The 19,305-nt window shown below is 60.8% G+C and carries 19 protein-coding genes and 1 pseudogene; 11 read left to right on the top strand and 9 right to left on the bottom strand.

Going from position 1 to position 19,305, the window contains the following annotated elements:
- The first annotated feature begins 56 nt into the window (after positions 1 to 56).
- The 6 genes from hemC to AC1DV9_RS11185 all read left to right on the top strand — a co-directional run bounded on the left by hemC (position 57) and on the right by AC1DV9_RS11185 (position 5,924).
- A complete protein-coding gene (gene hemC, locus AC1DV9_RS11210) occupies positions 57 to 986 on the top strand; it encodes a hydroxymethylbilane synthase (protein ID WP_112385791.1) in 930 nt (309 codons plus the stop codon).
- A gap of 5 nt (positions 987 to 991) precedes the next feature.
- Positions 992 to 1,696 carry a uroporphyrinogen-III synthase gene (locus AC1DV9_RS11205; protein WP_477947821.1) on the top strand — a complete coding sequence of 235 codons (705 nt, stop codon included), beginning with the start codon at positions 992 to 994 and terminating at the stop codon, positions 1,694 to 1,696.
- A 90-nt stretch (positions 1,697 to 1,786) separates the two neighbouring features.
- A complete protein-coding gene (locus tag AC1DV9_RS11200) occupies positions 1,787 to 3,064 on the top strand; it encodes a COG4223 family protein (RefSeq protein ID WP_477947820.1) in 1,278 nt (425 codons plus the stop codon).
- A gap of 4 nt (positions 3,065 to 3,068) precedes the next feature.
- Positions 3,069 to 4,670 carry a heme biosynthesis HemY N-terminal domain-containing protein gene (locus AC1DV9_RS11195; protein ID WP_477947818.1) on the top strand — a complete coding sequence of 534 codons (1,602 nt, stop codon included), beginning with the start codon at positions 3,069 to 3,071 and terminating at the stop codon, positions 4,668 to 4,670.
- Between the two features lie 17 nt (positions 4,671 to 4,687).
- Positions 4,688 to 5,173 (top strand): tellurite resistance TerB family protein, encoded by a 486-nt coding sequence (locus tag AC1DV9_RS11190; protein WP_112385795.1) that lies wholly within the window; start codon positions 4,688 to 4,690, stop codon positions 5,171 to 5,173.
- Positions 5,163 to 5,924, top strand: a complete 762-nt coding sequence (locus tag AC1DV9_RS11185; RefSeq protein ID WP_112385796.1) for a glutamine amidotransferase — start codon at positions 5,163 to 5,165, stop codon at positions 5,922 to 5,924. Before AC1DV9_RS11190 ends, AC1DV9_RS11185 begins: the two co-directional genes overlap by 11 nt.
- Here the strand turns inward: AC1DV9_RS11185 and AC1DV9_RS11180 are convergent.
- Positions 5,899 to 7,149 (bottom strand): MFS transporter, encoded by a 1,251-nt coding sequence (locus AC1DV9_RS11180; RefSeq protein ID WP_477947816.1) that lies wholly within the window; start codon positions 7,147 to 7,149, stop codon positions 5,899 to 5,901. The two genes, AC1DV9_RS11185 and AC1DV9_RS11180, sit on opposite strands and share 26 nt — an antisense overlap.
- A 140-nt stretch (positions 7,150 to 7,289) precedes the next feature.
- Here AC1DV9_RS11180 and AC1DV9_RS11175 point away from each other — a divergent pair, with 140 nt between their 5' ends.
- Together AC1DV9_RS11175 and AC1DV9_RS11170 are read left to right on the top strand one after the other, a co-directional pair.
- Positions 7,290 to 7,580: a YggT family protein gene (locus AC1DV9_RS11175; RefSeq protein WP_112386055.1), complete on the top strand. Its 291-nt coding sequence runs from the start codon at positions 7,290 to 7,292 to the stop codon at positions 7,578 to 7,580.
- Positions 7,577 to 7,898, top strand: a pseudogene (locus AC1DV9_RS11170) (DUF167 domain-containing protein). Before AC1DV9_RS11175 ends, AC1DV9_RS11170 begins: the two are co-directional and overlap by 4 nt.
- Positions 7,899 to 7,900: 2 nt before the next feature.
- On the opposite strand, the gene ppa reads toward AC1DV9_RS11170, so the two are convergent.
- On the bottom strand, positions 7,901 to 8,434 hold the full coding sequence (gene ppa, locus AC1DV9_RS11165) for an inorganic diphosphatase (protein ID WP_112517760.1): 534 nt from the start codon (positions 8,432 to 8,434) through the stop codon (positions 7,901 to 7,903).
- A 9-nt stretch (positions 8,435 to 8,443) separates the two neighbouring features.
- Complete coding sequence (locus tag AC1DV9_RS11160; RefSeq protein WP_477947814.1) at positions 8,444 to 8,653, bottom strand: hypothetical protein; 210 nt, start codon at positions 8,651 to 8,653, stop codon at positions 8,444 to 8,446.
- On the opposite strand from AC1DV9_RS11160, the gene AC1DV9_RS11155 reads away from it, so the two are divergent.
- The gene (locus AC1DV9_RS11155) at positions 8,652 to 9,092 is read left to right on the top strand and encodes an MEKHLA domain-containing protein (protein ID WP_477947812.1); all 441 of its coding nucleotides are present in this window, start codon (positions 8,652 to 8,654) and stop codon (positions 9,090 to 9,092) included. The genes AC1DV9_RS11160 and AC1DV9_RS11155 overlap by 2 nt on opposite strands.
- Positions 9,093 to 9,102: 10 nt before the next feature.
- Here the strand turns inward: AC1DV9_RS11155 and AC1DV9_RS11150 are convergent, their stop codons facing one another.
- From AC1DV9_RS11150 to AC1DV9_RS11135, 4 genes are all read right to left on the bottom strand, one after another.
- Entirely contained in the window at positions 9,103 to 9,609 is a 507-nt protein-coding gene (locus tag AC1DV9_RS11150; protein ID WP_112385801.1) for a GNAT family N-acetyltransferase, read from the bottom strand.
- A 202-nt stretch (positions 9,610 to 9,811) separates the two neighbouring features.
- On the bottom strand, positions 9,812 to 11,629 hold the full coding sequence (typA, locus tag AC1DV9_RS11145) for a translational GTPase TypA (protein WP_112385802.1): 1,818 nt from the start codon (positions 11,627 to 11,629) through the stop codon (positions 9,812 to 9,814).
- A 123-nt stretch (positions 11,630 to 11,752) separates the two neighbouring features.
- Positions 11,753 to 13,330, bottom strand: a complete 1,578-nt coding sequence (locus AC1DV9_RS11140; protein WP_477947810.1) for an alkaline phosphatase D family protein — start codon at positions 13,328 to 13,330, stop codon at positions 11,753 to 11,755.
- 133 nt (positions 13,331 to 13,463) lie between these two features.
- Positions 13,464 to 15,551, bottom strand: a complete 2,088-nt coding sequence (locus tag AC1DV9_RS11135) for a M3 family metallopeptidase (RefSeq protein WP_477947808.1) — start codon at positions 15,549 to 15,551, stop codon at positions 13,464 to 13,466.
- Between the two features lie 212 nt (positions 15,552 to 15,763).
- On the opposite strand from AC1DV9_RS11135, the gene AC1DV9_RS11130 reads away from it, so the two are divergent.
- Positions 15,764 to 16,198 carry a hypothetical protein gene (locus tag AC1DV9_RS11130; protein ID WP_477947806.1) on the top strand — a complete coding sequence of 145 codons (435 nt, stop codon included), beginning with the start codon at positions 15,764 to 15,766 and terminating at the stop codon, positions 16,196 to 16,198.
- 3 nt (positions 16,199 to 16,201) lie between these two features.
- Here AC1DV9_RS11130 and AC1DV9_RS11125 read toward each other — a convergent pair whose 3' ends face one another.
- Positions 16,202 to 16,843, bottom strand: coding sequence for a LysE family translocator (locus AC1DV9_RS11125; RefSeq protein WP_477947804.1), 642 nt, complete (start codon positions 16,841 to 16,843; stop codon positions 16,202 to 16,204).
- 120 nt (positions 16,844 to 16,963) lie between these two features.
- Positions 16,964 to 18,187: an argininosuccinate synthase gene (locus AC1DV9_RS11120; RefSeq protein WP_112385807.1), complete on the bottom strand. Its 1,224-nt coding sequence runs from the start codon at positions 18,185 to 18,187 to the stop codon at positions 16,964 to 16,966.
- 190 nt (positions 18,188 to 18,377) lie between these two features.
- Between AC1DV9_RS11120 and AC1DV9_RS11115 the strand changes: the two genes are divergently transcribed.
- Entirely contained in the window at positions 18,378 to 19,265 is an 888-nt protein-coding gene (locus AC1DV9_RS11115; RefSeq protein ID WP_477947803.1) for an SDR family NAD(P)-dependent oxidoreductase, read from the top strand.
- The last annotated feature ends 40 nt before the right edge of the window (positions 19,266 to 19,305 follow it).

Raw genomic sequence — 19,305 nt, 5'->3', positions numbered from 1 at the left:
TTGCGACGGGGCGGAAACCCGGATACGAGACTTCCGGTAACAACGGATCAAAGCGGATGCAAACAAAACCTTTCCGGATCGGTACGCGGGGCAGCCCGCTGGCGCTCGCCCAAGCACACGAAGCCCGGGACAGGCTGATGGCCGCGCATGGCCTGCCGGAAGAAATGTTCGAGATCGTGGTGCTGACCACGACCGGCGACCGCATCACCGATCGCTCTCTCTCCGAGATCGGCGGCAAGGGCCTTTTCACCCAGGAACTCGAAGAAAAGCTGGCGATCGGCGAGCTCGATTTCGCCGTGCATTCGGCGAAGGATATGGCAACCACGCTGCCGGAGGGGCTCTATCTCTCCGCCTTCATGCCGCGCGAAGACATCCGCGACGCGGTGATCGGCCGCACGGCTGCAAAGCTGATCGATCTGCCGCACGGCGCGACCGTCGGTTCCTCGTCGCTGCGCCGCCAGGCGCTGATCCGCCGCATGCGCCCGGATATCAATGTCATCACCTTCCGCGGCCTCGTCGATACCCGCCTGCGCAAGCTGGCCGAAGGTCAGGCCGACGCGACGCTGCTGGCTCTCGCCGGTCTGAAGCGCCTCGGCAAGGTCGACGTGCTGACGGATATTCTCGATCCCGATACGTTCCCGCCAGCCCCCGCGCAGGGCGCGATCGCCATCGAAAGCCGCATCGGCGACGAGCGGATGGACAACCTTCTCGCTGCCATCAACGATCCGGCGACCTTCGATGCCGTTTCCTGCGAGCGCGCCTTTCTCGGCGCCCTCGACGGCTCCTGTCGCACGCCGATCGGCGGCTACGCGATCTGCGAAGGCGATCAGATCAAGTTCTCCGGCCTGATCATCACCCCGGACGGACGCCACCAACATTCGATCACCATCGACGGCAACCGCCGCGATGCCGCGGCGCTCGGAACCCGGGCCGGGCAGGATGTCCGTGACCGTGCGGGAACCACGTTCTTCGACGACTGGAACTAGCCTCCATGCGCGTGCTCGTCACCCGCCCGCAACGTCAGGGGGAACGAACGGCACAGCGATTGCGGGGCATGGGCCATGAGCCCTTGCTTCTGCCTCTGTCAGAACCGCGTCACGACACTGACGCCGCGATCAAGGCATTGAATGTCCATCACGGCCCGATCGCGATCACCAGCGCAGAGGCCGTTCGGTCCCTGACCGCAAGATCCGGCGAACTGGCGCGCCACCTCGCGCGGCCGATATTCTGCGTCGGCCCGGCGAGCGCCGAAGCAGCCCGCGCGGCAGGCTTCACCTCGGTCTCCGCAAGCACCGGCGATGGCAGTGATCTGGCGGAGCTTATTGCTGGTCAGGCAAACGGTGTCATCACCTATCTGGCTGGCGTCCCGCGCGCCGAAACATTCGAAAAACGGGCGACCGAACTCGAACTACAGATCGATGTTGCCGTCTGCTATCGCATGCAACCGGTCACCATCGATCCAGCTCAGATCGAACAGCTGGCCAGGACACCAGCAGACGCCGTCCTCTTCTATTCCCGCGAGGCGGCGCTGGTATTCTTTGAGCTCGTCACAGCCGAATCCACAGCTGTCTGGCTCACAGATGCCAAGCTGCTTTGCCTTAGCGAAGCCGTGGCAACTGCCATCCCCGGCGGCCTCAGGAAAAATATCCGGACGGCCGCGATGCCGGATGAGCAAAGCCTTTTGTCGCTCCTTTGAAGGCATGCTCCGCCCAAATTTGATCTAACCTCTTTCCTTAACTGGCATCACTGACTAGTTTCGTTGCAATGCAGGAAAAAAGAGGACCTCATGGTTTCGGGAAACCCGCCACGCCATTCGAAGAGAACCGAACAGCCGGTCACCATCGATCTGGAGGCGCAGGAATTTGCCAAGCAGGAGGATGCTGCAGACAAGCCTGCGCAGGCAGCTGAGAGCCCTGACGACCAGGCGACCAGCGATCTGAACGCCTCGCTCCAGACGGCAAAGGAGCAAGCCGCCGAAGACCTGAATGCAAAGGCAGAAATCCCAGTCAAGAAAGAGCCCGCGGCCGCAGAAACACAGCCCGATGAAGCGCCCTACCGCGCCGAGGAACGGGTCTTTACCGCACCACCGCCGCAACAGCGTGGTGGATCGACCTCTGGCCTGATCGCCGCAGGCATTTTCGGTGGTCTTGTGGCGCTCGTGGGTGCCGGTGCCATCCAGTATGCCGGATATCTCCCCGGTTCTGCGCCGCAGCAGGCCCAGTCCGATCAGAGCGCAGAATTTTCTGCCGAACTTGATGGCCTGAAGCAGTCGATCGCCAATCTGGCGGCCGCGCCGAACCCGGATGACGACGCCCTCGACAAGCGGATTGCCGCCCTGGAAACAGCGGCAAAAGCACCGTCGCAAACCGTAGCGGGCGACCCGGCAGCAGTCGAAGCCCTAAACCAGAAGGTCGCCGATCTCACCGCACAGCTGGAACAGCTCCGCGCGTCGATGACACAGACATCCGAGCAGCAGGCCTCCAGCGGCGCCGATCTGACCAAGCGTCTCGACGAAGCCGAGAAAAAGCTCAACGAGCCGCGCCAGGACGTTGCCGTCGCCAAGGCGATCGCCGCCGCTGCGCTGAAGGCAGCGATCGACCGCGGTGGCCCGTTTACGGCCGAACTCGATACATTCGCAGGCGTTTCACCTGACGATCCGGCGGCCAAGGATCTCAGAAGCTTTGCCCAAACCGGCGTGCCCTCGCGTGCCGAACTGATCAATCAGGTTTCCGATGTGGCAAGCGCCGCCGTCGAATCCGCGAACCAGCCGAGCCCTGATCAGAGCTGGTCGGACCGGTTGATGAACAGCGCCAAGTCGCTGGTCAGCGTCCGTCCGGTCGGCAACATCGAGGGTGAAAGCGTGGAGGCGATCGCTGCCCGCATGGAAAACAAAGTTCGAAACGGCGACCTTCCGGGCGCCGCCAACGAATGGAACGATCTGCCCCCGGCAGCCAAGCAGGCGTCGGCAGCCTTCAAGCAATCTCTTGAGGCCCGTATCCGGGTCGAGGATCTTGTCAGCGGAGCCCTGTCCAAAGCCGTCTCCGGCACCGGCAAGGAGGGCTGAACCGATGGTCAAGCTCGTCATTTTTGCGCTCGTGGTTCTCGTTCTCGGCTACGGTTTCTCCTGGCTCGCCGACCGGCCTGGTGACCTGTCGCTCATTTGGGAAGGCCAGCTCTATCAGACCAAGCTGATCGTCGCCGCCAGCGGCCTGATCGCCTTGATCGCCCTCGTCATGATCGCCTGGTGGCTGGTCCGGATGATCTGGACCTCGCCGCATTCCGTCACCCGCTATTTCCGCGCCCGCAAGCGCGATCGTGGTTATCAGGCGCTCTCGACCGGCCTGATCGCCGCCGGCGCCGGGAACGCGCTTCTCGCCCGTAAGATGGCTGCCCGCTCGCGCGGCCTGATCCGCGCCGACCAGGAACCGCTGATCAATCTTCTGGAAGCGCAGGCCGCGCTGATCGAAGGCCGCCACGATGAGGCACGCGCCAAGTTCGAGGCCATGGCCAACGATCCGGAGACCCGCGAACTCGGTCTGCGGGGGCTGTATCTCGAAGCCAAGCGCCTCGGCGCCAACGAGGCAGCCCGCCAATATGCCGAGAAGGCTGCAGATAACGCGCCCTATCTTCCCTGGGCCGCACAGGCGACCCTGGAATATCGCAGCCAGGCTGGACGCTGGGACGACGCCATCCGCCTGCTCGATCAGCAGAAGGCAGCCCGTGTCGTCGACAAGCAGGACGGCCAGCGTCTGCGTGGCGTGCTGCTGACGGCGCGCGCCGATGACAAGCTGGAGAAAGACCCTGCCGGCGCCCGCGACGATGCCCTTCAGGCATTGAAGCTGATCCCTGACTTCGAGCCTGCCGCAACCGTCGCAGCAAAGGCGCTGTTTCGCGAAGACAAGCTGCGCAAGGCTGCCGCCATTCTCGAACAGGCGTGGAAGGCCAGGCCACATCCGGATGTCGGCCGCATCTATGTGCAAGCACGCAGCGGCGATTCCGTCACCGACAGATTGAAGCGCGCCGAAAAGCTGGAGGCTCTTCGCCCCAACAACGTCGAATCGCTTCTCGTCGTCGCCCAGGCCGCCCTTGCCGCTCAGGATTTTGCCAAGGCGAGAGCCAAGGCGGAGGCCGCCGCCCGCATGCAGTCGCGTGAAGCAGCATTCTTGCTGCTTGCCGATATCGAAGAGTCCGAGACCGGCGATCAGGGCCGTGTCCGCCACTGGCTGGCCCAGGCGCTGAAGGCGCCGCGCGATCCGGCCTGGGTCGCAGACGGCTTCGTCTCCGACAAATGGCTGCCTGTGTCGCCCGTCACCGGCCGTCTCGATGCTTTCGAATGGAAGGCGCCTTTCGGTCAGCTCGAAGGCCCGGTCGAGGAAGGTACCGTGACATCGATCGATGCCGCCCTAAAGACATTGCCACCGGTGCGCCAGCAGCGTGCCGAAGCACCTGCCAACGACCACCGCATCATCGAACTGGAGCGCGCCGCAACCATCGCCGAGGCCGTGCGCCCGGCGCCTGCACCAGCGCCCACTCCAGCTCCAAAGCCGGCGGAAGCAATTACCCCTGTCAGACAGCTTGAACCCAAACCATATTATGGAATGCCTGACGACCCAGGCGTTCGCGACAACAAGGCGGCCCCGGAACCCAAGACGCGGCTCCGCCTTTTCTGAGATGGAACGACAACCGCATGTTCGAACGCTTTCAGGCATTCTTCCACAATCTCACCGCAGACGATGGCAGGAAGGGTTTCAGCCCTGATGACCCGCGCATCGCCGTGGCCGCTCTCTGCATGCAGGTCATGGAGGCGGACGGCCAGATCAAGGACAGCGAGAAGAAGCGGCTGCGCAAGCTGCTGAAGGAGCAATACGGACTCGACGGTAAGCAGCTTGATGCGGTGATCGCCGCCGGTCTCGAAGCCGAAAGCAGCGCCGTTGACTACTACCGCTTCACGTCGGATCTCAAGCGCCACCTGAATACCGAGCAGCGGCTGGAGCTGATCGGCATTCTCTGGGACATCGTCTATGCCGATGGCGAGCGCAGCGAGATGGAAGACCACGTCATCTGGCGCATCGCCGATCTGCTCGGCGTCTCCTCGCGCGAGCGTATCCAAAAGCGCCAGGAAGCGGCTGCGCGCGTGACGGATGCGGTCGTGGTGCAAGACGATGCAGATTGAGCGGCCGGTCAATCGCGACAAGCGCCCGATCCTGATCGTTCTCCATCAGGAGCAGTCGAGCCCCGGCCGGGTCGGCCAGCTTCTCGTCGAGAAGGGCTACAGGCTCGACATGCGCCGCCCGGTTCTCGGCGACACACTGCCTGGAACACTCGACGACCACGCCGGCGTTGTCGTCTTCGGCGGCCCCATGAGCGCCAACGATCCCGACGATTTCGTGAAATCCGAAATCAACTGGCTGGACATCCCACTCAAAGAGAACCGGCCATTCCTCGGCATCTGCCTTGGCGCGCAGATGCTGGTCCGCCATCTCGGCGGCAAGGTGCAGGCGAATGCCGATGGCTCGACGGAAATTGGCTGGTACCCGCTGCATCCGACCGAAAAGGGCCGGCTGCTGATGCACTGGCCGAAGATGGTCTACCATTTCCATCGCGAGGGCTTCGACCTTCCCCGCGGCGCCGAGCTGCTCGCCGAGGGTGACGCCTATCCGAACCAGGCCTTCCGCTACAACAAGAATGCCTGGGCGCTGCAGTTCCATGCAGAGCTGACGCGGGTGATGATGCACCGCTGGGTCGTTCATGGCGCCCATCGCTTTATTCTTCCTAATGCGCAGCAGGGCCGCGAGCATCTGGAAGGGCGCATGCTATTTGACGCGCCGCTAAAAGCCTGGCTGAACGAATTCCTCGATATCGTCTTCGAGGGAAAGGCGGCAAAGAGCGCGCCTGTCTCTATGCCGGCGTCGCTGAGCGCATAGGCGCATCCAGCGTATCGATCTGCCGCAGCTGCCGGAAGCTCATGGCCCATATCACCGAGACCGCAAGCGTACCGATCCCGCCGATAACCACGGCTGGAACCGCACCGAACGCATGCGCCATGGTTCCAGCCCGGAACTCGCCGAGCTCGTTCGACGCGCCGACAAAGACCATGTTGACGGCGTTCACACGGCCGCGCAGCTCATCCGGCGTCCAGAGCGCGATCAGGCTTTCGCGCACATAGACCGAAATCATGTCGGCGGCGCCCATGATTGCCAGCGCGGCAATCGAGGTCCAGGTATGCGTCGAGACGCCGAATACAATGGTTGCGATGCCGAACAGACCGACGCCCATGAACATATAGAAGCCGGCGCGATGCTTCATCGGGCGGGCGGCGAGGAACAGCGCCATCACGATCGCACCGACGCCTGGCGCCGACCGTAGCAAACCGAGCCCCCAGGGGCCAAGCGTCAGGATATCGCGGGCATAGATCGGCATCAGCGCCGTGGCACCGCCGAGCAGCACCGCGAAGAGATCGAGAGAGATCGCGCCGAGCACCACCTTGTCCGCCTTGATGAAACGGAAACCGCCGAGGATCATGTCCCAGCTCTTTGCCTCGCCGGAACTGCGCTGCGCAGGCTTCGGGATCATGAAGAGCAGGATGGCGCCGAGTATCGCGAACACCACCGAGACTGTGTAGGCCGTTGTCGCACTGACGCCATAGAGCAGACCGCCGAGTACGGGACCGGTAATCGCCGCCAGCTGCCAGGACGACGAATTCCAGGCGATCGCGTTCGAAAGATCCTTCTCCGGCACGAGGTTCGGCGCCAGCGACTGGATGGCAGGCGCAGCGAAGGCGCGCTCGATGCCGAAAATCAGCAGCACGATGAAGACAGGGATCGGCGAGAACGTGCCGGTCACCGTCATGATCAGTAGCGCCAGCGTGCAGAGCGCGCTGACGAGCGAGCAGATCGAGGCGACGGCGCGGCGGTTGTAGCGGTCGGCGACTGAGCCGGTCACCAGCATCAGAACCAGCGACGGTAGGAACTGCACCAGGCCGATCAGGCCGAGATAGATTGCGCTCCGCGTCTGGTCGTACATCTGCCAACCCACCGCAACGCTGAGAATCTGCTGCGAGAAGGACAGCAGGAACTTCGCGAAGAAGAACCGGGTGTAGGAAGAATGCCGGAACGCCGCAAAACGGTCTCCGGTGGACGAGAAAGACATGGGGGCAACCAATGAAACCGGGCCGCGCGGGACAGTTCAAACGCGCCCATTAAACATGATTCACCGCGCGTTAAGACACGGCACTTGCCCGTTTAGTCGCCAATAGCTACATGTCTGTCAACAACGAACTGGAGACGACGATGATTGCCCTCTTTCAAACCATTGATTTGGCTTTGAATCTTTACACCTGGGTGCTGATTGGGAGTGCCATTTTCTCGTGGCTCTATGCCTTCAACGTCATCAATTCCAGCAACCAGTTCGTCAACTCGGTGGGGATGTTCCTCTATAACGTCACCGAACCGGTGCTGCGGCCGATCCGCCGCGTGCTGCCGAATCTGGGCGGTATCGACATCTCTCCGATCATCCTGCTGCTGATCATCTTCTTCCTGCGCTCCTTCATGTGGAACACGATCTTCCCGCTGGTGGCGTGAATTCTGCCTGGACGATCTTCGACGGCTATCTCCGCCTGACGGTGCGTTTGACGCCGAACGGCGGACGTGACGCCATTGACCGACTGGAAACAGATGCCGAAGGCGACGCGCACCTGAGGGCCCGCGTCAGCGCCGTGCCGGAAACCGGAAACCGGAAAGGCGAACAAGGCGCTCGTCGCCCTTCTCGCAAAATCGCTTCGCGTTCCGAAGTCTGCGATAGCTCTCGTCTCCGGCGAAACGTCGCGCAAAAAAATCCTCCGCATCGAGGGCGATACGGAGGATCTGGTGGAAAGGCTGAAAGCTTTCGTTCGGGCCTGAGCTTACTTCGCCTTCTTGGCGCGCTCGACGGCTTCGAGGATCAGTTCACCGGCTTCCTTGGAGCCCTTCCAGCCAAAGATCTTTACCCACTTGCCGGGCTCCAGATCCTTGTAATGCTCGAAGAAGTGCTCGATCTGCTTGACGGTGATATCGGGAAGATCGGTATATTCCTTGACCTTCTCGTAGCGCAGCGTCAGCTTCGGCGATGGAACGGCGATGATCTTCTCGTCCTTGCCGGAATTGTCTTCCATCATCAGCACGCCGATCGGGCGCACATTGATGACGCAGCCCGGAACCAGCGGACGGGTGCTGGCGATCAGCACGTCGATCGGGTCGCCGTCTTCCGAAAGCGTATGCGGCACGAAGCCGTAATTGCCCGGATAGGTCATCGGCGTGTAGAGGAAACGGTCAACGACGAGCGTGCCGGCTTCCTTGTCCATTTCGTACTTGATGGGATGGCCGCCGACCGGCACCTCAACGATGACGTTGATATCTTCCGGTGGATTGTTGCCGATGGAAATGGCGTCGATGCGCATCAGTGTCCCCTAATATAGGATGGTATCCGGCTGCCAGATAATCAGAATCTCTTCGCAACGCAACATGTCAGGCTCATCTTCCGTCGTTTTGGCTAATAGAGTTTGGCCTTGAAGCAAAAGTTCGGGGATCGGCGCAATAATGGGAAACGGCGCCACAAACAGGTCGCAATATCCAAGTTGGCTGCGCTTTTCAGATTCCCCATTGCGATAGACGGTCATGCATCTTTACGAACAGAAAGACTTTTTCGAACTCCTGTGTGGCAGCTATCGCCGCATCGTCGGCAAGGATCTCGTGCCCCGGGTGCTGACGCAGAGAGAAGCCCTTCGCTGGCTTTACGAAGACGCACCGTTTGGCCTCCTGGCACACGACACGGCCACAGATCCCGTCTTCATCTATGGAAACAAGAGCGCTCAGCGGCGCTTTGAATATAGCTGGAACGAGCTCACGGCACTGCCCTCGAGGCTGTCTGCCGAAGCGCCGGAACGCCAGGCGCGCGAGAACTTCCTGCGGCAGGTCGCCGAGCGCGGATATGTCGACGACTACGAGGGCATAAGGATCAGCAAATCGGGAAAGCGCTTTCCGATTGCGGATGTCACGGTCTGGCAATTGATCGATGTGGATGGGACGATCCGCGGCCAAGCCGCAAGGCTGCCATAAAAGACAGCCGTCAGTTCCAGATGAAGCCGATCTTCTTCAGCTGCTTGTGGTCGAAATTCTCCATGCCTTCGCAGAAATCGACGCCGCCATGGCCGCGATAGAAGCGGCTGGCATTATCGTTGTCCTCAAGGCACCAGACGACGAGACCATTGCAGCCAAGCGATTTCAGCAGGCGGCGGGCTTCGCCGAAGAGCATGCGGCCAAGGCCGATACCCTGATATTCCGGGCGAAGATAGAGTTCGTAGATTTCGCCTTCCTGCGGCAGAGCGCGGGCGCGGTTAAGACCGAGCGTTGCGTAGCCCGCAACAGTACCAGCGACATCGAGAACCAGAAGCGTTGCCGGACCCCGGGTGGCCTTACGCCACCAGCCTTCGCCGCGCCGTTCGATCATCTGCGTCAGTGCGCGATGGGGGATGATGCCGGCATAGGTGTGTTGCCACGCAAGGCGATGCGCCTCCGATATGGCGCGGGCATCTTGCGGCTCGGCCCGCCGAACATCGATCGACAACGTCTTCATAACGCTACTCTGGTCCTTCAGCGGACAATTAACCATGCGCGATCATGCGCCGTCGCCAATTGCCCACAGACTTAACATGTGGACGATGGGCAAAATTTAACGCTTTTTTAACTATTGCGACAAGAAGGATTCGACACGGCGCACAAATAAAAACCCCGGCTGCAAGGCCGGGGTTTCAACTATTCAGGAATGGCAGCCGCTATCAGGCCGACTTCGCCTTGGCGAAACGCTTGCGGTCGTTCGCGTCGAGATACATCTTGCGCAGACGGATCGACTTCGGAGTCACTTCCATCAGTTCGTCGTCCTGGATCCAGGAGAGAGCGCGGTCGAGCGTCATACGGATCGGCGGCGTCAGCTTGACGGCTTCGTCCTTGCCGGCAGCGCGGATGTTGGTCAGCTGCTTGCCCTTGAGAACGTTGACTTCAAGGTCGTTGTCGCGGCTGTGGATGCCGATGATCATGCCCATATAGACCTTTTCGCCCGGCTCGATCATCATCGGGCCGCGGTCTTCCAGGTTGAACATGGCGTAGGCGACGGCTTCGCCGGCTGCGTTTGCCAGCAGAACGCCGTTGGTACGGCCGCCGATTTCACCCTTGTAAGGCTGATAGTCCTTGAACAGGCGGTTCATCACAGCCGTGCCGCGCGTGTCGGTCAAGAGTTCCGACTGGTAGCCGATCAGGCCGCGGGTCGGCGCGTTGAACACCAGGCGAACGCGATTGCCGCCCGAAGGACGCAGCTCGGTCATTTCGGCCTTGCGCTCGGACATCTTCTGCACGACGACACCGGAATGCTCTTCATCGACGTCGATGACGACTTCTTCGATCGGCTCCATCAGCTGATCGTTCTCGTCGCGGTGCATGACAACGCGCGGACGCGACACGGCCAGCTCGAAGCCTTCGCGGCGCATGGTTTCGATCAGAACGGCAAGCTGCAATTCGCCACGGCCAGACACGAAGAACGAATCCTTGCCTTCGGCTTCTTCGATCTTCAGCGCGACGTTGCCTTCGGCTTCCTTGTAGAGACGGTCGCGAATGACGCGCGAGGTGACCTTGTCGCCTTCGGTACCGGCCAGCGGACTATCATTGACGATGAAGGACATGGTGACTGTCGGCGGATCGATCGGCTGCGCGGTCAATGCCTCGGTGACGGCTGGATCGCAGAACGTGTCGGCAACCGTACCCTTGGAAAGGCCGGCGATCGCGACGATGTCGCCTGCGTGAGCCTCTTCGATCGACGTGCGTTCGATACCGCGGAACGCGAGGATCTTCGAGATACGACCATTTTCGATCAGTTTGCCGTCCTGGCTCAGAACCTTGACGGCCTGGTTCGGCTTGATCGAACCGGAATTGATGCGGCCGGTAATGATACGGCCGAGGAAGGGGTTGGCTTCCAGGATCGTGCCGATCATCGTGAACGGGCCTTCGTGGACCGTCGGCTCCGGAACGTGCTTGAGCACGAGGTCGAGCAGCGGTGCGAGACCCTGGTCCTTCGGGCCTTCAGGATTGACGTTCATCCAGCCATCGCGGCCCGAACCGTAGAGGATCGGGAAGTCGAGCTGCTCGTCGGTAGCGTCGAGGTTGGCAAAGAGATCGAAGACTTCGTTGATGACTTCTTCGTGGCGGCCATCCGGGCGGTCGATCTTGTTGATCGCGACGATCGGGCGAAGGCCGACCTTCAGCGCCTTCGAGACGACGAACTTCGTCTGCGGCATCGGGCCTTCCGACGAGTCGACCAGAACGATCGCGCCATCCACCATCGACAGGATACGCTCGACTTCGCCGCCGAAGTCGGCGTGGCCGGGGGTGTCGACGATGTTGATGCGAACGCCCTTCCACTCGACCGAGGTCGCCTTGGCAAGAATCGTGATGCCGCGCTCTTTTTCCAGATCGTTGCTGTCCATGACGCGTTCTGCAACGCGCTGGTTTTCGCGGAACGAGCCGGACTGTTTCAGGAGCTCGTCCACCAGGGTCGTCTTGCCATGGTCAACGTGCGCGATGATCGCGATGTTGCGAAGTGCCATTATATCAAATCTCTGAGGCTGGGGCGCTACGTCGGGAGGAGGCGCCTATTACGTTTGGCGCGCTCATACAGTGTTTTTTGCGATTGCGAAAGGGGGGAGAGGCGAGAGCGGCCATAGACAGGGTTAACTCGTACGTTGCGGGTCGATGACGGTTCGCCACAACTCGTTGTCATCGCGATCCATCAGGCGCACGGTCATCTGCTCCGTTGCTCCGTCGATATCGACTAGGCCGAAGAACTGCATCCCGGCACTTGGCGGCAGATTGGATTCGATCCCTCCCGGTGCCGCCTTGATGAAGCGCACCTCGGGGCCGAACGTGCCGTCCAGCTCCTGCGGCCCATAAGTGCCCGAATGAAGCGGGCCGGAAACGAACTCCCAGAAGGGCAGAAAATCCTGAAACTTCGCCTTGCCGGGATCGTAGTAATGAGCCGCCGTATAGTGCACGTCGGCTGTCAGCCAGACGATATTGCCGATCGCCGCGTCACGGATGAAGCGCAGCAGATCGGCGAACTCAAGTTCCCGGCCAAGCGGCGCGCCGTTATCGCCGTTGGAGACGGATTCGCTGCCGCTGCGCTTTCCATAATCGTCCCAGATCACCAGCCCGACCGGCAGATCACACGCGATCACCTTCCAGGTTGCCGTCGAACGGACAAGTTCGCGCTTCAGCCACGCCACCTGCGCCTCACCGAAAAGCCGCGACTGCGGCGTGAGATCGCCGTCGAGACCATTTGTGTTGGGACCGCGGTAGGAGCGAAGGTCGACGAAGAAGATATCGAGCAGCGGGCCGTAGGAAACCTTGCGATAGATCCGCCCCGGTTCCTCCGCCACGTAGCGGATCGGCGTCATCTCGTGAAAAGCCCGGCTGGCGCGTGCAGCGAGCGTCGAGACGGACTTTTCCTTGTAGCGATCGTCGGCACTCAGATCGGTGGAAGGATACCAGTTGTTCAGCACCTCGTGATCGTCCCATTGGTAGAAAACCGGGCAGACGGCGTTGAAATCGGTGACATGCTGGTCGAGAAGATTGTATTTCCACTGGCCGCGAAATTCGGACAGCGTCTGCGCGATCGTCCGTTTCTCGTCGGTGACCACGCGGTTTTTCCAGATCCCGCCGTCTCGCAGACGGATCTCGTCGGGGATCGGATTGTCGGCGTAAATCGTGTCGCCGGAATGGATCATGAAATCCGGACGATGATAGGCGATCGTCCGATAGGTCCGCATGCCCTCGTCATCGATCCCCCATCCCTGTCCTGCGGTATCGCCGGACCAGACGAAGCGGATATCCCGTTTTAGCGACGGCGCCGTGCGGAACTGACCGCGAATGGGCTCGGAGCGGCTGTTGATATCCTGCTGGTCTGCAGCCACGAAACGGTAGAAGATCTCCTGATCCGGCGGCAATCCCTCAAGCAGCACCTTGCCCGTCAGATCGGTCTCGGGCGTGACATCGAAAGATGCAAGCCGAACCGCGTTCGCAAATTTATCGGTGGTGGAATATTCGACGAACAATCGCGAGGGCCGGTCGACGCGCGCCCAGATCACGCCGGAATCCACATCGACATCGCCGGATTGCACGCCCGAGGTAAAGACCGGCCGGCTTGACGAGCCACGCGCATAGAAGGGCATCGCAAGGCCCGCCGCCGCAAACCCACCGACCGCGCCGACCGAGGATAAAAACCGGCGGCGCGTCGTTTCTTTCAAGATCATGCCAAAGCCCCGGCTGCTTCAGGAGCGGGAACGAATCGTCCCGCCCCAGCCTTGGGCAACCGTCATGTCAGTCTCTTGAAGACCGCATGACGGTTTGCCGAAACTTCGGCGACAGTTTTGTTACGGCACGCGCTCAGGCATCGCTGCCCGAGAGCTCCTTGAAGGTTGCCAGTCCCTTCTTGACCAGCATCGCGTCCGGGCTCGGCAGCTTGCCGCGGAAACCTCTGTAGGCATCTTCGGGATCGAGCGAGCCGCCGGTCGAATAGATGTTGTCCTTCAGCTTCGCCGCCATTTCGCGGTTGAAGGCATCGCCGGTTTCCTCGAAAGCCGCGAACGCATCGGCATCAAGCACTTCCGACCACATGTAGGAATAGTAGCCGGCCGAATAGCCGCCGGAGAATATATGCTGGAAGTGCGGCGAAGCATGACGCATGACCAGCGACTTCGGCATGCCGAGCTCGGCCAGAACCTCCGCCTGAACCGCCATCGGATCATCGACGGCATCGCGCGTATGGAATTCCATGTCGACGATCGCCGAGGAAGTGAATTCCACCGTATTGAAGCCCGCATTGAAAGTCCGCGCCGCGAGAACCTTGTCGAGCAGCGCCTGCGGCATCGGCTCGCCTGTTTCGAAATGCACCGCATATTGCCTGAGGATCGCGGGCACGGTCAGCCAATGCTCGTAAAGCTGCGACGGCAATTCGACGAAATCGCGCGAGACGCCGGTGCCGGAAACGGATGGATAGGTGACGTTCGACAGCATCCCATGCAGCGCGTGACCGAATTCGTGGAACAGCGTTCGGGCGTCGTCAAGCGACAGCAGCGCAGGCTTGCCTTCCGCAGGCTTGGCGAAATTGCAGACGTTATAGATGATCGGCAGCTCGCCGGTGTTGCCGTTCTTCAGCTTCAGCTTGTGCTGCGACTGGAAGGAACTCATCCAGGCACCCGAGCGCTTGGAGCTGCGGGCAAAATAATCGCCGAGGAACAGCGCCACGAGCTTGTCGTTGGCGTCGCGGATTTCGAAGACGCGCACATCGGGATGGTAGGCAGCAATGCCTTTTTTCTCGACAGCCCGGATGCCGAACAGGCGGTTGGCCACGTCGAAGCAGGCTTCGATGATCTTTTCGAGCTGCAGATAGGGCTTCAGCTCGGTTTCCGAGAAATTGAACTTCTGCGCCCGGATCTTCTCGGCATAGAAACGCCAATCCCAGGGCATCACCTCGTGGTTGTTGCCGTCTTCGGCGATCAGCTTGGCGATATCGGCTTCTTCCTCGCGGGCGCGGGAAACGGCTTTCGCCCAGACTGCCCGCAGCAGCTCGTCGACAGCAACAGGCTTCTTCGCCATCGTGTTGTCGAGCTTCAGCTCGGCGAAATTGCTATAACCGAGAAGACCGGCCATTTCCTTGCGCAGCGCCAGCGTTTCCTTGATGATGCCGCGGTTATCGGTTGCGCCCGCATTCGCGCCACGGGCAGTCCAGGCCTTGAAGGCCTGTTCGCGTAGATCGCGGCGTTCTGAAAATGTCAGGAACGGCTCGATGATCGAGCGCGACAGAGTGACGGCAAACTTGCCGTCTTCCCCGCGTTCGCGGGCCGCCGCCGCCATTGCATCCTTCAGGAAATCCGGAAGACCTGCGAGCTCCGGTCCTTCGGACAGCAGCAGCGACCAGCTCTTTTCGTCGGCGAGAACATTCTGTCCGAAATTGGTCCCGAGACCGGCCAGCTTCTCGTTGATGCCGGCGAGCTTTTCTTGCTCCGGCTTCGGCAGCTTGGCGCCGGATTTCACGAAGCCCTTCCAGTGGCGTTCCAGCACCCGCGTCTGCTCCAGGGTCAGCCCCAGTTCCGCGCGCTTTTCCCACAGCGTGTCGATGCGCGCAAAGAGACCGGCATTCATGCCGATCTTCGAATAGTGCCGCGACATCTTCGGCGAGATCTCGCGCTCCAGCGCCTGAATGACATCGTTGGTATGCGCACCTGCCCGGTTCCAGAACAGCGCCGAGACGCGCGACAGCTCATCGCCGGCGATTTCCAGCGCGACGATGGTGTTTTCGAAGGTCGGCGCTTCGGCATTGGCGGCAATCGCATCGATCTCCGTTTCGTGAGACGCAAGCGCAGCATCGAAGGCGGCTGCGAAGTCGCCATCGTTGAGCGCCTCGAAGCGCGGCAGGCCGTGATGCCCGTTCCAGTTGACGAGCGCCGGATTGAATTCTGGTGTGGAAGGCATGCTGACATCCTTTTACGCAAGCAAGTGAAACGGCAATATAGGTGACGCTTCGCGGCAATGGTATGTTGCTGATCAAATTCGTCTTTTGCCGATACATGGAAGATTTGATCCATGAAAACTGATAGACGAAAATTAACTATTTGTTAACGATTGACGCCCGGCGGTCCTAGACGCTAGTTTTCGCTTACTCTTTTCGTAAGGGGACATGCGCCATGGAAATTTTTTCTGTGCGGTCTTCTCAAAGTTTGCTTTTTAAAAACAGTCACAATAACGCAAAATCTTCGAAGACCTCCGATATTGAAATTGATACTGGACCGGCAGTCCAACCCGGCTTCAGGGTAGACGACGTAACAGCTTCCGGCGGCCCGGATTTCACCGCAGTCAGCCCGGGCGAGTTGCGAAGCTATGCCCGGCAGAGCTACGATTCCGGAGAGCTCGACCAGGACACGTTTGCGGCGATCTCAGAGCCTCTGCCGATGCATGCGATCGATGCGCAGGGCAATCTGCTGGACCTGCGCGGCGTCACCGACGGCACAGCGTTCAATTTCCGCGATTACTACGAAAACCAGCTGCAGATCGCCAAGTCCCTCGGCGACACCGATGGCGAGAAGACACTGAAATCGATCGTCGATTTCATCAGCGCCTGACGTTCAGGCTTTGCGCCAGCCAAGCAGCCCGGGCGTCGCATGCCATAGGGCCTGAACGGCAAAGCCCATGAACAGCACGCCGGAGCAGCGCACGATCAGACGCTCGTGGGCGCGATAGAAGCGGCGCACGGCGCCCGCACCGATGATGGTGACGAGTATGATATCGGCAGTCACAAAGCCGACGAAAGAGACGCTGAGCATCAGGGGCAAAGCTGCGAAATCCAGCGCATTTGCCGAACCGGCGACAAGCGCCGTGAATGTTGCAAGCGCCACCGGATATCCCTTGGGATTGGTAACGCCGAAGATCAGGCCGCGGCGGAAAGGGCGTTCGACGACGACGAGCGCCTGACCATCGGCCTTCGGTTTGGCGCTCACGGCGTTCCAGCCGATCCAGGCAAGGTAGAAGCCGCAAAGCAGGCCGAGCAGGTCGAACACGAAGGTGCCGATGATCTTCGCACCAACGATCGCGATCAAGGCCAGCGCGGACCAGATGATGTCGCCGACCAGGTGCCCCATGAGGAAAAACGCTCCCGCCTTGCGTCCCTGCCCGGCACCGATACCGAGCAGTTGCAGGAAAGCGGGACCGGGGATGAGGACATAGAAAAGTGCGGCCAGAAAGGCGCCAAGAAGCAGCGATTGCGTCATGAAATGCTCCGCAGATGATCCGCGCAGACTATGCCAATGCAAGGGGCCGTCAAGGCCATCCGCGATGCAAAGAAAAGGCCCGCGCAATGGCGGGCCTTTCATATTTCGATGGCAGAGGGATCAGCCCTTCAGATTGCGCTTGCCGAGCGTGCGCAAGCGCAGCGCGTTGAGCTTGATGAAGCCGGCTGCGTCCTTCTGGTCGTAGGCGCCCTGATCGTCCTCGAAGGTGACCAGCTTGTCGGAATAGAGCGACTTGGGGCTCTCGCGGCCGGTGACCATGACATTGCCCTTGTAGAGCTTCAGCGTCACTTCGCCCTCGACATGCTCCTGGCTCTTGTCGATGAGGGCCTGCAGCATCTCGCGCTCCGGGGAGAACCAGAAGCCGTAATAGATGAGCTCGGCATATTTCGGCATCAGCTCATCCTTCAGGTGAGCTGCGCCACGGTCGAGCGTGATCGACTCGATGGCGCGGTGAGCCGCGAGCAGGATCGTGCCGCCGGGCGTTTCGTAGACGCCGCGCGACTTCATACCGACATAGCGGTTCTCGACGAGGTCGAGACGGCCGATACCGTTGTCACGGCCGTAATTGTTGAGCGCTGCGAGCAGGGTCGCCGGGCTCATGCGAACGCCGTTGATCGAGACGGCATCACCCTTTTCGAAGCCGACCTTGATGACGGTGGCCTTGTCAGGTGCAGCTTCCGGCGAGATGGTGCGCATGTGCACATATTCGGGCGCTTCCTGCGCCGGATCTTCCAGAACCTTGCCCTCGGACGAGGAGTGCAGAAGATTGGCGTCGACGGAGAACGGCGCCTCGCCCTTCTTGTCCTTGGCAACCGGGATCTGATGCTGTTCGGCAAAGGCCAGCAGATCGGTACGGCTCTTGAAGTCCCAGTCGCGCCACGGCGCGATGATCTTGATATCCGGGTTCAGTGCATAGGCAGACAACTCGAAGCGAACCTGGTCGTTGCCCTTGCCGGTCGCGCCATGCGCGATCGCATCGGCGCCGGTCTTGCGGGCGATGTCGATCAGGTGCTTGGAGATCAGCGGGCGGGCAATCGAGGTGCCGAGCAGATAGACGCCTTCATAGACGGCATTGGCACGGAACATCGGGAAGACGAAGTCGCGCACGAATTCTTCGCGCACGTCCTCGATATAGATTTCCTTGATGCCGAGCATCTCGGCCTTCTTGCGCGCCGGCTCGAGCTCTTCGCCCTGGCCAAGGTCGGCCGTGAAGGTCACGACTTCGGCGCCGAGCTCGGTCTGCAGCCACTTCAGGATGATCGAGGTGTCGAGGCCGCCCGAATAGGCAAGCACGACTTTCTTCACGTCTTTTTTAGGTGCCATGATGATGAGGTCCGTTGCAAAGGGGCAGCGGCAAACCGCAAAGCCCGGTGTCGCGGGCACTTTTAGCGAGATTGTCACACGACGCAAGGGCGGGAAGCGCCGCTTTTCGGTCGCGGATAGTGTTTGACAGCGTCAAATGCCAACCCATATCTGGCTTCGTCCGCACAACGCTTCGAGGAGAGCCGGTCCCGTGACGAATATTCAAGAGATTTTCAAACCATCCAACGTGGCCGTCATTACCGGCGGCGCCTCCGGCATCGGCCTTGCTGCGGCGAAGCATTTTGCCAAGGCAGGCATGAGCGTCGTCATCGCCGATCTCGGCCAGGAGAAGCTCGCCAAGGCACGTGCCGAGCTCGAGGCCATCGTTGGCGCAGAACACGTTCTTGCAGCCGAAACCGATGTCTCCGACAAGGCGGCGCTCGAGGCATTGGAGCGGACGGTCATCCAGCGCTTCGGCCGTGTTCACGTGCTGATGAACAATGCCGGCATCGGGCCGGAAACCTCGATATTCAGCCCGCAGGCCGATTGGGACAACATTCTCGGCGTCAATCTGCTGGGCGTCATCAACGGCACTCGTGCCTTTGGCGCCGCGATGACCAAGCATGGCGAGCCCGGCCTGATCATCAACACCGGTTCCAAGCAGGGTATCACCACCCCGCCGGGCAACCCCGCCTACAACGTTTCGAAAGCCGGCGTGAAGGTCTTCACGGAGGCGCTAGAACACGAGCTGCGCAACACCGAAGGCTCGAAGATTTCCGCTCATCTGCTGATCCCCGGCTTCGTCTTCACTGGACTGACCAAGGGCGATCGGGCCGAAAAGCCGGCTGCGGCCTGGACTCCGGAGCAGACCGTTGATTTCATGGTCGAGAGCCTGGCCAAGGGCGACTTCTACATCCTCTGCCCCGACAACGACGTCGCGCGTCCCGTCGATGAGCGACGCATGGCCTGGGCGGCCGGCGACATCATTGAAAACCGCCCGCCGCTGTCGCGCTGGCACAAGGACTACGCCGACAAGTTCAAGGCGTTCCTGGAACGCCAAATCACGACCGGAAACGATCGGCCACATCAGAAGGTTTGATTGGTAATTTTTCGAAAGCCGGATATGAGAAATAACATCT

The sequence above is a fragment of the Rhizobium sp. 01L410 genome (assembly GCF_056400165.1).
Note: the sequence above shows the minus strand (reverse complement) of the source record. Positions and strands in the feature narration are given on the sequence as shown.